Source organism: Aureisphaera sp., assembly GCF_059726885.1.
Genome location: NZ_AP041051.1, coordinates 3,356,228 through 3,371,235 on the forward strand (window position 1 = coordinate 3,356,228; position 15,008 = coordinate 3,371,235).

Genomic DNA, 15,008 nt, shown 5'->3' on the forward strand with positions numbered 1-15,008 from the left:
TAATATCAGATATCACTTCGCCTTTGGCGGATTATATCGGCAGATATTATGTAAAAGGAAATCCCAGCCATTTGTACCAAACACAACTCTACTGTATCTATAATGGTGTCCATCGCTTGGCCACACCAAAAAAAGCTAAACTTTTGCTTCTTATTGAAATTCTTGTATTCGGGGAAAATCCCGCAAGATTTTTTTCTGGGTGAATCTAGAACCTTGTTAAATGCAGAACTACCATTGAAGTTTTCTTTTAGAATTTACTCTTTAGTAGGAACTAACAACTCTCTTATGTCTACATCTAAAATTATGGCAATCTTCTTAAGATCCTTAAGATGCGGTTGCGACTTGTTATTGAAAATGTTAATAAAAAACTAAAAGATGAGATTGAAGATTTTAAAAAGAAGATAAAGCCCTACCCGACTGGTAATAGAAAAAGAAAATCCAATTAGGCCTTCTATCTTTTGCCAGGTTTTGCTAAACCTAAACGGTTACGCGATAGTGTATGCAAGCCCATATCATTCTAACAATATGGCAGTAATTTTCATCTGAAGACCGTGCTAACCATATGTTCTGACACTTACCTAAGGATCAAAATTATATTATTACTAATGTCCTACTATGGATTATTCAATGTTTAAATCTTCGAAATCATCCATATCGAAATCAAACTCTTCCATAAATACTTCATTAACTGCATAGGTGAGTTTTTTATCGTCTTCATTTTTAGGAAAGCTTATAGCATATCCAACTATCGGTATTTCTAAATTAGAATCTTCCCAACCGTTTGGTTTTGGGTCAAGTGGATATATTAAAAGCAATCCATTTTGTGCTGGTCTTAAAGCTCTAATATTTTTCCCCGTAGGCGTTGCAGGCGGTTCCTTTTTTTTATTTTTCCTTTCACTTCTTTTCCAATCCTCTACAGTTAGTTCTAAAGCCTTCTCAAATAATTTTCCTCTTATATTAAAATCAATGTATTCATGTTTCGGGTCAATTATATGACTTTTGGCTACCTCATAATAATCACCATTACCAATTCTTGAATCACTTCTCATTGTGAGACCGACAGAAATATATTCATCATTAATTTTAAATAAATTGCTCCTTTTGTTTTGTTTATTAGAAATTAGAACTATTGTCCAGTTAGTTAGAAAATTATGTTTTGATTGTTCCGATATATACTCTATTATTTTTTGATGCTCAACTCGATTGTCTGCTACATACCTTCTTAAAAATTGAAGAACTGTTTCAAAATTATTTTCACCTTGCCAAACAAATTGTTGTCCATTTTTAAAAATTGGCGGTTCTAATGAGTTAATAATACTATAAGTATGTTTGTAGTTATCATTAATTAATTCCCTATCCCTTTTAAAACACCAGGTCTCCCTTAATTTATCAGAATAAGTAAGTTGCATTTCCTGACTCGATCTCATTTTGTTAGTTGCTGTAATCTTAAGTACTCCAGGACTTCTTCTTACTTTTATTCCAAAGTTTTTTGGACTTTTTCTTTCCCGCTTCATTTGCTCAAATTCTTCTCGTAATTCTTCAGATGCAACAGTAATATACTTGTACCACTTTATTAACTCACCACTTGTGTAAAGCCTACATAAATCTAAATATCCGTGACGATAACCAAACCATCTGCCCATTTGCATCAAAGTATCGTACATTACTGAAGCTCGCAAATAGTAACTTACTGATAATCCTTCAAGAGTAAGACCTCGGGAAAGTTTATTGCCTCCTACAGCAATCACAGACAAACCAGTATGCCTATATTGATAATAATCTAAAGATGAAATATTTTCAAAGCCTTCTAGTCCTTCTTGTGTACTATCACCGTGAATAGCTCTAACCTTAATTTTTGCACTAGATTTTTTTAATTGAGTCTCTACTTCAAACCAATCAAGATGGCGAATTATGGTATCATCATATCTTTCATCTTCAATAACCATGTCTGTAATTACATCAAACTCGTTTTCATAAAGCTCTTTTAACTCTGATACAATAGTTCCTTGACTATATTGTATTTGCTGTTGCCAATTCTTTAATAGTCTATTAATGAGACTAGCTATTTTATTTTGCCAGCGAACAAATCGAGTAACATGGACCAACATTGAATTATGCACTTTTATTTGACCTCTGGCTCGACGAATGGCACAAGTAAGTATAAATGACTTTATAGCTAGCTTCAAACTTTCCGGAAGATCATCTGGAAGTGGGTCATCTTTTTTGTGTTTATCAGGAAAATAAACACTGTATTCTGTCGGTTTTAATTCTTTCAACAAAGGCAACCCCTGATACTCTTTATCTGGTTCTGAACTTAATTCTCCATCTAATCCAAATATCTCCTTTGGACCAATGTAGTTGGAAGGCGCTGGAATGTTTAAAATAAAATCTTTAGGAAATAAATCTCTTCCAGAATGCCTCCAAAATTCGGACAACCTCACATTTAAGCCCCGAGATATGTCATCTTCATCTTCTGTTAACGGTATAAAAACATTAGCAAATGGGGTAGCTGTATATCCAACGTAAGCACTCTGCTGAAAAAGAGAAAGTAACGACCTAATCAATCCATTAATGGTTGAGACGGTATTTGGCGATATATTTATGGATGCGTTATCCGCTTCATCATCAATAACTAATAATGGAAGTCTTTTTACTAATTTTTTTCCATCTCCGAGCTCATCACCACGATCTGAAAACCACCTGATAAATTCTTTTAAAACAGTTGGATTTTTCTTAACTACCAAAACCAAATGACCTGCTACTCCGGGGTTAACACCAACACTTCTTCTTGAAGTTGATTTAAAATCACCATCAAGAGCACTGGTTGTCAGATAATGAGCCTGAGGTCTTGAGTCATATTTACTTACACCAAAATTACGACTTTCTCCAGGTGATTCTCTATCTACTTGAGTGTCCCACCCTAAAAATCCAAGATCTGTTCTAAGCTGAGTTTGCGATCTTAAATCTTTTGTTAAACCTGCCAATACCACAATTATTTTATAACCGTAATCAGCAGCTTTAGACATTAATCCGATATAGTTGCTTGTTTTACCCGATTGAACTTGACCTACAACCATTCCTCGCTTATCCCAATCTCCTTCGGTTTTTGGATTTTTTAGACGATCTAAAATATCATCAGTAATATCATCAAGTTTTTCAACTGTATCTGGTGCCCATTTTTGGTCCTTCAGAAGATAGTTTTTATATCTATCCCAAAATCTTTTATCCACCTCTCCTTTTCTGGCATCAATCCAAGGTTCATAGCCCTCATCTAAAATTGTGTGTTTATCGGAGTCAATACTAAATTGTCTTCTTAGATATTCTGATACATATTCTACATTAATTTCATTCTCATTAAATGATCTTAATGCTCTTTGAATATCACTTTCTATATCGTTAACAGAAATAGGTTTTGGTTTAATATTCAAAAATGTTAACGCTACCTGGATAAGGCTTTCATTTTCAGTTTGAATTCTATCTATCTCAGTTCTTAATTCTTCTAATTCATCGCTGATCTCACCAGGAACATCTCCTTCCAGAGCATACTCATAGAGCTTTTTGGCTTCAATAAAATCAGCATTATCAAGTGCTATATATCCTGCACTTCTGAACAAAACGGACCTTGAAGGCTCAATATGCTGGTTGTACATCCCTAAAGCAGCTTTCTTTTCATATTTAAAAGCTCGTTCTGAAAGTTCTTTGAATTTCTCAATATCACCATTACGAAGTGCTCTCAAAGCCAATTCGGAATTGTCCATAGCTATGCGGTGATATTTTTGCAAATCATCGTTTTTCATATTACATTTCTTAATCCCGTTTTTATACGAGGTTGACCAAATTCTACAATTACAATCAAAGCAGGTAATAAAGTATGGTCAGATTTTTCAGATTGTATCATCTTTGTATTATACCTTGACTCAAATTGACTATCACTACCATTACGTAAACCAGAAACCTCTAATCTAACTTTATTCTGAAATAGAAAATTATCCTCGGTACCTAGCCAATAATCAATACCGGTTTTTTTTCTCGATTTCTCAATTGCTTTTACCTCCATTTCTTTTGACGCTACCATAAATGCCACACCATAAGCTCCTTCTTCTGTAGCCACCTGTTCATCATTATGAGTTCTTTTCATTTGGTCATTAACTTCAAAACGAGAAATATTATAGGTATTTCCAAAATGACCTGTATCAGCAATTTGAGAGGTCACCGAGTGTCCACAACTTTCTAAGCAAACAGAAGCAGCATGAGCAAAGTTTAAGCCTGCGGCTGATGTTAAAAAGTGATGTTTTTCTGTTTCAAGTTCTTTTAGGTCTAAATCCATAATGTTTAACTAATTTTCACCCAAGCCTTCCATTAACTCCGGATAATAATTAAATGGCTCTGTTCTTAATATTTCGTCTATAGCTTCTTCTTTAGAAAGCCCTCCATCTGTCAGTTCCTGGAATAGATTTATGACCATAGAAACCAGATCTGATATAGATTTCCCTTCAAATGGAATGTTCTGGTTATCCCTATTTTCACTTTCATCAATTATTATCATTGTCAATGGTAAAGTTTCTTCGATCAGTCTAAAAAGTCTTCTAATTTTGGTTTTATCATCTTCAATTCCATCAATAAAGCTTTTAATTAATGGGTGCTCTTTATTAATCTGATAACTCCTTTTACCATTCCACTTATGAGGAAGCCAAACAGGAATTTCTTTTTTATTTTTTTTTACTTTTCTAGCCTTACCTATTTGTCGATAAATATCCACTGCTTCTTTTCTTGCATCAATAGCTATCTTTTTTAACTCTTTCCTTATATCACTAGGTGGACTAATTGTAGACTTTTTTATATCCAATTGCCATTCCTTATCTAATTCTGAAGTATTAGGTACGTTAACCATAATTCTGGCAAGTTTACTATGTTCCTCTTGTTTGAACATGCCTAACCAATCGCCAGCTATAATCAATCTATTCTTCCTGTAAATGTAAAAACCTTGATGTGCATTCCACCCCTTTAGCCATGATGCTTTTTCAAAATCTTCTTTAGATAATTTAGAATTATGAGGCAATACCCAAGAATCAACTTTAACATTGCCTCTTAAGATATGTTCTTCATATTTATTGGTATGCTCACTAGATTTTATATAAGGATCCCATGGTGCTATTCGATCATCGTTTATCCAAATGTTTAGTTCCTTATTTTCTAAAAAGAGATGAAAGACCATTTGTAAATGTTTTTCCATAAGATTGATTTGATCCAGAAAACTATTCAAATCATCTTCATTATCTCTTTTGGTATTTTTAACAAGACTATCCATATCTTCCCATATAACAGCTGTACCATGTTTCAATATCTTTAGTCTATATATAAGTATATTGTTCTTCAAGTAGTTGAGTAGTCTCCATTCACCTGTTTGACCAACATAATCTAGATTCCAACTACGATATGATATTGCCTCTTCTTCTTTTTTACTTGCAACTGTGAGAATTCTACATTGGGAAAATGACGCAGTTTTAAGGCCTAAACCGAACCTTCCTAAGTCTTCAGAACTTCTATCAGAAAGAGGATTTTTTGAGCCTGGTCTCATTGCATCAACTAATTCTTCTAATGACATACCATTACCATCATCACAAATAATCAGTGAAGTTTCGGCTCCATTCCATTCAAAATCAATCCATACATTTTTAGCATTTGCAGCAATACTATTATCAATAATATCTGCCACAGCTGTTGATAAATTGTAGCCTATTGACCTGAAACTTTCTATCATTGAGCCGGCATGAGGAATAGCTTCTTCACATTCATATTTTTTAAATTGCTCAATCATAGATAATACTATTTAGTGTTAAACTATTTTTTTTCTAATGCGTAAACTGATGTGTTTTTTGTTCCTTCAGTAAACCTTTTAGGATCCCAAGATTGAGGTTGCACATACCAAACCTGACTAACCATAAACGTAGCAGATATTGCTGCACTTGCAACGGTTTCAATTTTTGACCCAGTAAGTGCAATTTCAAAACTAAAAGTTTGTTCTACAAAATATTTTTGGTAAGTTCCTGCTAAGTATCTCATTAAAGCAAGTAAATCTTCTGATTCGGATTCTACAATTTCTGCATGATTAAACCTACGAATAGCTACCTCTGCTGAAATTTTTGCTAGTTTATCCCTTGGGGAATCACCACTTGGGACTATTATATGAATCTTATCATACTCGCGTTCATCTAAGAATGAAAATAAGCGCTCGTGCTTAGGTGATGAAAAAGCGATAAGAACACGTCTAGAGGAATAATTATCAATGTTTTTTGGCAGTAGAGGTATTATTCTATAAGGGCCTGTTTCTCCTTTAAGTACATCTGTCAAGGACTCAAGAAATTTTGTGTGGTCACAATCTTTATATTCTGCCAATAGTCTTTCAATATCATCTTCCAAAGGGTAATGTTTTTCAGCTTCTGTAAAAACTATATTTATATTTTGATTATTGACAAGAGCATTTCTTACAACATTAAAAATTACTGCTTTGGGTAGACCTGTTATATCTACAGTAGCTTTTTTATCAAACATCATACTATCCTCAATGGCTCTACCTACAGGATGAATACTATAATTAATAGAATTTAGTTCAAAGCATTTAATAATATCCTCTTTTTTGCCGGGCTCATCAAACTCAATTAAATCTACATTAGCGAGAGAAAGTCCAATCCACTGCTTTATTGAATTAAGGGTACGCTCCTCAAATCCAAGGCCTGCAATGAAATTTAATTTATCATCATTTTTAAAATCTTTTAAAGACAATATCCTTACATCAGGAAGCTTGTTTATAGCTAACTCTAAAAGATTCTTTTCTAAAGTAATATCATCTTTATGATTTTCACTCTTTAATTCTTGTTCCCATAAAGTTTTTTGTATAGTATTAGGCTTATAAATATCACTTAACTCCTCTCCATTTTCACTCTCAACTGATTGTTGTTGTGGAATATCTGTTTTTAAATTTCTAATTAGAATTTTCTCTCCCTCTTTTGGGTTATTTAGCCAATTTTCCAATTGTTCCCCAGATAATTCAAAACGATCAGCATTTGATAAACCAATGTGATTAGTAACTCCATAGAGTTTTCTATAAACAAGCTTGAATTGTTGCTGTGGATTTACTCCTTGTCTATTAGTTCTCGAAGCCTCAGGACCACCAGAAAAATTAAAAATCCCAGCATCAATTAATTCCCTTACTTGCTCATATTGCTCATCAATATTTCCAGCAGTAATATTTATAAAGATTGAGGAATATTGTCTTAATTTAGTTTTTGGATTTTCTCCTTCTGCTTTTCTTGCTCGATATGATTGTACCAATAAATGATGAGCTGCTTTTGCAAAAGATTCTGCAAAGTCATACAATTTACTCTCTCTTCGATTGATATGATATAATCTGGAATTACAGAGTTCCAAATAACATTCATTTTGAATTTCTCTTGGCACAGGGTATTCCTTTCCACTTTTGTTTAAAATCATATCATACAAAGTAATTATATCTCCTATGTCTCCAACACAAACACTAGCTATAGCTGTAATGCCATGATAAAGCCCCTTCTTATCAGAAGCTTTTCCTTTTCTTGCAATATTTTCTGCAATGCTCTTAAGGGTGGCATCACCTAGCACCTGAGATGGGTTAAGATGCTTTGGATGACCACTGTGAAATTTAGACCTTTTTAACAGTATTTTTTCAACAAAACGTGTTCCTTCATGTTTATTGGAATGCACTTTTTCATTTACTTCATCCCCTAAATCAAAAACATTATAATCTCTTCCCTCTCTAGCTTGCTCAATATTTCCTGGTGAACGAATAACCATTTCCAATGTTTGCATTTCTGTAGTAAACTTGAATGCACAAAATTGATCTTGGAATAAAAGAGTTGATACTAGATGTATAATATTCTCGTCATTCAAAAACCTTGTTGAAACATCATCTAAAAGGAAAAAGACATAACTATTATTCCAAATAGTTGAGCATTCAGATATCGCTTGCGCCAATGCAGGAAAAGAAATGGCTGGACTAGCATTGATTGTATGCTTATCTTCTCCTTTACTTAGACTATTAAGGGCTTTTTTGAGGAAAACCTCAACTTCATGTTCAGTAACTAAATCTTTTATTTCTTCAGTGTCTTCAACATACTCGGATACAATGTTAGCAATAGTTCTGAAAGATTCATGCTTTACACTTTCTCTGTTTAACTCTCTTATATGTTTAATTGCACTAATTGCTTCTATTGCATAGGCTAAAAATAACCTAGGAAAAGGTTGGTGAATAGGTTTATCAGTTAAACCATGTGAATCTAACAACCTTGTACAAGAAACATAAAGTCCAATATAACCTTCCTTTTCTATTCGTTTAGTAACTTCAATATCATTTTCTTTTTGACTTATAGGGATGGCTCTTGCGTGAAACTGTAAAGCTCTAAGCAACATGGTTTTTCCACATCCCCTCATTCCAGTTATGACTAAAGGACCTCGATTTGAAATTCTACTAATCCATTTATCATCATCGTCAACAAGTAAGCTTGGAACAAACCAAGGTAGCATTGTTTGAGCGTTGTAGGAATCTTTAAAATTTTTTAATTCAAGTGCAGCTTTCCAAGGTGAACTTACTTGGATGAACGAGCTTTTAATTTGATCAATTATTTCGCCAAATTCAAAAGTCCTTTGGTTTTCCACACTTGGTAATAAAATCTTTGCTCTTTCCTCTAGAAGGCTTGCTAGTCTATAATCTCGTTCATCAGATCCTTCAGGGTCTTCAAGTATCATTTTACCCAATTGATTGAGTGTTATAGCAATACGGTGAAGATCACCTACTCTATTTGATTTATCACCACTTTGGGATTTTGGGCCTAAAGACCCAAAATCAATAGCAACCGCTTTTATACTATCATCTAACTCGCCAAGACGCTTTCTATCTGCATCTAATTCTTCAATAATTATATTGCCGGGGTGTAGATCATTGTGAAAAAGCTTTTTCAATTCCAATTCTGACAAAATTTTGAGTAAGTCAATTGCAATCTGCCCAATTGCTATAGCTTTGAGTCTTTTATCAGATCCTATAAGTTGTTTAAGTGTTTTACCTTTAACATATTGAAGAATTGCCACATGACAATCAATACTTGTATCCCCAAATATAATTACAGCATCAAAAATGTTATCTATGTCTACAATGTGTTGAGTATCTTCAGCGGCTTTGGCATGTGCCTTACATTCTTCAATGAAGTTTTTATCAAAAAATTCATAAACTGACTTGGGCACTACTTTTAACACCATTTTTTGCGTTCTTATAGCAGTACTTTTCTCGGCTATATAAGTAGCTCCATAATAACCCCGGTCCAGCGAAGTCAAAACTTTGTACTCGCCTATTTTTTTTGGTGCCGTTTGATCAAATAATGGAAACCCATAAGGCTTCCCACATTCTGGGCACTTATCTGTCAACTCTTTTTCTTCATAATCTTTCTTTGGGTGTAAAAAGCAACAATACTTCTCCATACTAATTTATTTCTTCAAATTGATTATTTATAAATCTTTTATTACTCAACTCAATACCCCCCATTAATAAGTTTCGAAATTCCTCTGAATAATTCTCCGGGCATCTGTAAGAACATATGACATCATCTTTTTTTACTAATTCGGAAGGCATTTTTTCAAGAATAACTCCACATAAATCTGGAAAAAGAAATTTACCAACACCTGCTCTATTATTAATATCAACTATTGCATATCTAACTTTTTCAAGATCTATTCTTAAAAAGCCTGATTTTGGCGACAAAATTTTGTAAATATGGCCTTTTTGAATTTCATTTACCTTATCCACAAACACCTTGTAATTAGTACCTTGTATCTCTAAATTATCTTTAAACAAATCCTTGACATCTTTTACATTAGGACCATCAAATTCATTAATATTTGCAACTGAAGCAGCCATACTATAACATTCTTCAAAGTGATTAATTAAATAACGAGAATCAACATTATTTTCAAAGATATTATACATGGCCAAAAGAGCTTCTCCTCTTCCAATAAAAGGCTGATAAGGAAAATCACCATTCGTTAAGAAACATTTTGCTTGAATGTTTAAATATGACGCAACTCTAAGAAATCTTTCACCATTTTCTTTTGCCTCACCCCATTTTTTACCAAAATTCCCAAATGAAGAAACTCTAATGTCCAAACCTGCATAGTTTATATTCACAACAATTTTCTTTGATAAAATACTAGCCATTACTAAATCAGGAATACCGAGAGCATTATTTTTTTTTCTTAAATCAAAAACTAGCCTATCAAGGGGGGCATATAAATCACCTCCTATAAAGTGAACATACTTACCGTTTTCTAACCAATTTTTTATTTGTTTAGGTTTTGGATTAATTTCATAACCTTTAATCTGATGCAAGATATCAATCCCTCCAGCTGGCCTTCCAGGAACGCCTAATTTTGGTACTGAAAAACCAAAAGATTTCAAAAACAGTGGGGTTATCAATGTAGATAATGATGTTGGGCCACCCGTAGATGCTATATCTGCTGTGGAATTAGAAAAGCCCTTTTTAATAATATGCCCAGATTTAGCATATAATTTTGCAAGACAAGCAATATTATCATCCGATAAACCATTCCTAGAATACTCAATTAATTCTAAAATATTTTTTTCATTTGATGATACCTGAATTTTGGAAACAATATTACTGAATGAGGACATTTTTATATTTTTGTAAATATTTTTAATATTATCTCAGCTATTTGCATAGCCAAATAGGGTGGAACCGCATTCCCAACCTGGTGGTATTGGGCAGTACGAGATCCACAAAATAAATAGTTATCTGGAAAAGTTTGAATTCGTGCAGCTTCTCTAACCGTTAAGCTTCTGCATTGATCTGAATCATAATGAATAAAGTAATGACCATCTTTTGAAATATGACTAGTTACAGTTGTTGCTGGTTCATTGGGAAGTTGAACTCGAAATCTATCTGCAAATTTCCCAGACTTTACATTATCATGATCAGGCAAGAGCTCAAGACTATGCTCTTCATACTCATGTAATCTTGGGAAACGCTCATATGTTTTAGTAAACATACTTGAAAACATATATCTTTTTAAATCCTGAATTAAATGCGACCTAGATTCATGATTAGCTGCTCCTTTTAAGTTTTTATCATAGTACCAATCATAAAGCGGGTTTTTTTCAGAAGGTGTAATACACTCAACAAACTCTGATCCTATACCTTTTTCCGGCACTTCAATCTCTAAAGACGAGTAATTTTTAGCAAAGCCATTCCAAGATATTATTTCATTTCTAAATGAATTGATAAGCTTTTTCCAGTTCTGATTGGAATCAACTTCTTTCTTGTAAAACCTTTTCTTTTTTTCTTTACCTTCAACAATAACCGTTTCACTTTTCACAAATGAACGATTCAATTCACTACGTATTTTTGGCAAATCACCTATAACATCTTTCAATTTTATTAAATCAGGATGCTCATCAAGTGTGTCAGGTATAATTTCAATATCCTCTCTGATCCCCAATAAAATGACCCTGTGTCTTTTTTGAGGAACTCCATAATTTTCAGATCTTATCAAATAATCTGAATCACTATTATAAATGGGTTGTCCTTCATCATCAGAATCTTTAGGATTTGAGATAAGTGAATATATTTTGTACTTATATTCAGCCTCTGGAAATACTATTGAAGGATCTCTTAAATCTCTTTTTATTAAATCAAATATTTTCTCATCATTAACTCTAGCGGATAATAAACCTTTTACGTTTTCCATGACAAAAATAGCTGGGCTATGCACTGCTATTATCCTCAAATATTCTTTGTACAAGTGTACACGTATATCAGTATTATCTAAATTATCTTTTACCTGGTTTCTTGAACGACCAACTAATGAATAAGCCTGACAAGGTGGCCCACCAATGAGCACCCAATTGTTATTTCCTCTTAAAGCTCTACGAATCCTAGCATCTACATTATCAGATGGTTCTACCCCCAAAGTTGTGCACCATGTTTCATTTTTAGCAGCTCTGGCCTTCTTAGGATAACTCTTGAACAACTTTTCTTTCAACAACTCTCTCTTGTCAAAATCTTTTTCTTCAAGTATTTTAAAATAATCCTGAGGAACATTTTTGGCTGCAAATTTTCTATAAAAACTCCGCAATTCAAGTGTTTTATGAGCATTTTCATCCTTTTCAATAGATAACTTAATATCAAAGCTCCTCCAATTGGCTGAAGGAACATTTGAAAATCCTTCTCCTAGGCCTCCAGGTCCCGCAAATATGTCAATTACTGGTATTTTCACTTAAATACTATTTTAAATAGAATATCATAAAATCAATTCAAAAAAATTTTAAAGCTAGTGAATTCTTATATAAAATTAAATTTTGATTGTATCTTTTATTTTAAATATAAAATCGAATTGCTACTCGAATAATTTACTGATTTTTAATGTTTAACGCACTGTGGTAAACCCTTAAAACTAAATAAGTTATTAAAGGTCTTTTTAACACTTTTCTATTCTTGCTTAGTATGATACTAATCCAAATCACAGACTAAATATCCATTTTCAATAAGTTGTTACTACAAGGTTGAAAAACGGGCTTTTTAAGGACATCAACAGTAAATTTAGAGATGAAATTGATGATTTTAATAAGAAAATAAAGCCCTATCCTACGAATTATATAAGGAAAAAATAATTCCATTCCACACACATTATTCATCCTTTCATATTTTAGAAATAAGAATTCATGAACCTTGAATTAGTTTGGCTATAGCCTATAATCTCATTCTTCGGTTTCCCCTTCCCTCCTACACTTCGACAAGCTCAGTGACCACATCACTCTGAGAAAAGAATGCCTGTCTGCAGGCAGGCTGGTAACATGGGGACATAAAAAAACAACCCCAGATCATGCCTGGGGTTATTATAAATTTTATCTATGCTATGTTAGCCTTGAAAGAACGAATTATTCTTTAGCAAATGCAGGTACGACGGTTTCAAAAATAGGTTTCATGATTTTGTCATCATCCCGGTCATAACCCATAATGACAATGGTTAGATCAAGTTCTTCTACGACCATAACGCGCTGGCCTCCACCGCCCCAGGCCAGTGTCATATCATAGCTTTCGTTACCAACCGTTACCGGTGTATGGTACCAAAAATATCCATAACGATAATTCTTGGGCATCCAATCTATAGCAGGTTGTACAATCCCGCGGGTAGCTTCTTCCAGATAGGCTGCTGAGATGAACTGTTCTCCGTTCCACGTACCCTTGTTTTGCACCAAATGCCCTAATTTAAGCATGTCACGGGATTTCATTTTGACCATCCATCCTGCTTGTGGTAACCCACTTACATGTTTGGACCATTCATAATCGGTAATACCAAGGGGATCAAGAAACTCTCTTTTAATAAAGTCCTCAGCAGATCCCGGTACTACAGCATCAATCACCGTCATCACCAACATGGGATTAAAATTACCATATAAATAGGTCTGCGTTGCATCGGTAATAGGCTCGCTACGTTCCAAAAGTGTCTGCACCAGCCCCTGCCCTTTCAACCGAACGGAATCATTTTCAATTTCTTTCCATTGTTCCCTGTCGATCGTTAATCCTCCTTGCATGGTTAATGCTTTGTGAAGTGTTATTTTTTCGTATCCTTCTGTGAATTTCTTAGGGTCTACATCTTTCAAGAAATGAGTCAAAGGTTTGTGGAGATCGTCCATGTTTACATACCCCATCTCAATAGCCCTTCCCAATACCAAACTGGTATACCCTTTAACTGCGGAGGCTTGCCCATGAGGCACATTGATACGCCCCTTATTGTAATAGGATTCATACACCAATTTATTCTTATGCGAAATGAGTAAGGCATCGTAATGACCATAGGCACCCTCAAAAATCTCTTGAGACACCTTTTTGATCGCGTTTTGGTCTTCGCTACTCACCACCAAAGTGTCAACTAGTATTCCATCTTTTCTGTCCTCTGGGGTGGTCGTGACAAATGCCTTATTGAGGCGCGGAGTCGACCAGAATGAGGTCTCATTGTCAAGACTTGAAACCGGGTTCAATATAGACGACAACCAGGCTGCGCTGCGAATGGCTGTTGAAGGAAATGCAGTACTATGGTTCCCATCCATCACTTCTTTATACACCGATAAACCAAGATCTCTTCGATCGTTTAATAATGTAATGAACGATTCCATAGGTGCAACCACTCTCTCTTCTTCTAATGAACCATAGGCAATAAAAACATTGGCATTTAGACTTGAGTTCTTATTCGAGGCCTCATAAGGTCCAAATTGGGTATTCATTTCGGTTAAAATATCGATTTCCCCCCTAACCGTTGGACTGCCAATAATATAGTTGTTAAAGGTATCCGGTTGCTTCATTAGAATATACGCACCAAATTCCCCACTCAATGAGTATCCAAAATAAGTACGACTATTTGGATCTGTGCGGTAGGTTTTGTCCACATAGGGAATGACATCATTGCGAATAAAATCTAGATGATTATTGGCCTGCCCTAATTGAAGTTTTGCTTGAACTTCCGGATTGCTGTGTTCTCTCATAGAGTAATCCCGAAACCTACTCACATGCGCTCCTACTTCTTTTTTTAAGTCTTCATCGATGTCTAATTGATACGAAATTCCAACTAGAATCACATCTTCAATAATGAATTCCTGGCAGGAAGATAGTATTTCAAGATGCCACTTAGCATCTGTATAATAAAGGACAGGATACTTTTTATGAGGGTTTTCGGCATAATCTCCTGGCAACTCTATATACAGTTCATAGTTTCTTTCTGTTTTTGTGTCCTTTATCGGGACTACCCGAATTTGTGGTAATTCTAAAGAAGAACCTACTACAGGTGATACAATTTCTTTCACACTATTATCCTGAGCAAAAATAGTATTGGTTATCATAAGAAGAAGTAAGAGTAGGCCTTTGGTTATGCTTTTCATCGTTTCGTTATTTATAAATGCATGATAAAATTAT

At 34.2% G+C, this 15,008-nt stretch carries 7 protein-coding genes; all 7 read right to left on the minus strand.

Annotation, left to right across the window (positions count from 1 at the left end; all coding sequences use genetic code 11):
- Positions 1–620: 620 nt before the first annotated feature.
- The 7 genes from AC6JAD_RS15160 to AC6JAD_RS15190 all read right to left on the minus strand — a co-directional run bounded on the left by AC6JAD_RS15160 (position 621) and on the right by AC6JAD_RS15190 (position 14,974).
- Entirely contained in the window at positions 621–3,797 is a 3,177-nt protein-coding gene (locus AC6JAD_RS15160) for a Z1 domain-containing protein (RefSeq protein WP_461303196.1), read from the minus strand.
- Complete coding sequence (locus AC6JAD_RS15165; protein WP_461303197.1) at positions 3,794–4,327, minus strand: hypothetical protein; 534 nt, start codon at positions 4,325–4,327, stop codon at positions 3,794–3,796. Before AC6JAD_RS15165 ends, AC6JAD_RS15160 begins: the two co-directional genes overlap by 4 nt.
- 9 nt (positions 4,328–4,336) lie before the next feature.
- Positions 4,337–5,818, minus strand: a complete 1,482-nt coding sequence (locus tag AC6JAD_RS15170; protein WP_461303198.1) for an ATP-binding protein — start codon at positions 5,816–5,818, stop codon at positions 4,337–4,339.
- 23 nt (positions 5,819–5,841) lie between these two features.
- Complete coding sequence (locus AC6JAD_RS15175; RefSeq protein ID WP_461303199.1) at positions 5,842–9,507, minus strand: ORC-CDC6 family AAA ATPase; 3,666 nt, start codon at positions 9,505–9,507, stop codon at positions 5,842–5,844.
- 1 nt (position 9,508) lies between these two features.
- A complete protein-coding gene (locus tag AC6JAD_RS15180; RefSeq protein ID WP_461303200.1) occupies positions 9,509–10,714 on the minus strand; it encodes a hypothetical protein in 1,206 nt (401 codons plus the stop codon).
- Positions 10,715–10,716: 2 nt separating this feature from the next.
- The gene (locus AC6JAD_RS15185; protein WP_461303201.1) at positions 10,717–12,315 is read right to left on the minus strand and encodes a DNA cytosine methyltransferase; all 1,599 of its coding nucleotides are present in this window, start codon (positions 12,313–12,315) and stop codon (positions 10,717–10,719) included.
- Between the two features lie 661 nt (positions 12,316–12,976).
- Entirely contained in the window at positions 12,977–14,974 is a 1,998-nt protein-coding gene (locus AC6JAD_RS15190; protein WP_461303202.1) for a serine hydrolase, read from the minus strand.
- Between the last annotated feature and the right edge of the window lie 34 nt (positions 14,975–15,008).

What these genes read in the sequence shown, in the direction of transcription:
- AC6JAD_RS15160 (WP_461303196.1), bottom strand. Translation starts at nt 3,797, where the DNA reads ATGAAAAACGATGATTTGCAAAAATATCACCGCATAGCTATGGACAAT.
- AC6JAD_RS15165 (WP_461303197.1), bottom strand. Translation starts at nt 4,327, where the DNA reads ATGGATTTAGACCTAAAAGAACTTGAAACAGAAAAACATCACTTTTTA.
- AC6JAD_RS15170 (WP_461303198.1), bottom strand. Translation starts at nt 5,818, where the DNA reads ATGATTGAGCAATTTAAAAAATATGAATGTGAAGAAGCTATTCCTCAT.
- AC6JAD_RS15175 (WP_461303199.1), bottom strand. Translation starts at nt 9,507, where the DNA reads ATGGAGAAGTATTGTTGCTTTTTACACCCAAAGAAAGATTATGAAGAA.
- AC6JAD_RS15180 (WP_461303200.1), bottom strand. Translation starts at nt 10,714, where the DNA reads ATGTCCTCATTCAGTAATATTGTTTCCAAAATTCAGGTATCATCAAAT.
- AC6JAD_RS15190 (WP_461303202.1), bottom strand. Translation starts at nt 14,974, where the DNA reads ATGAAAAGCATAACCAAAGGCCTACTCTTACTTCTTCTTATGATAACC.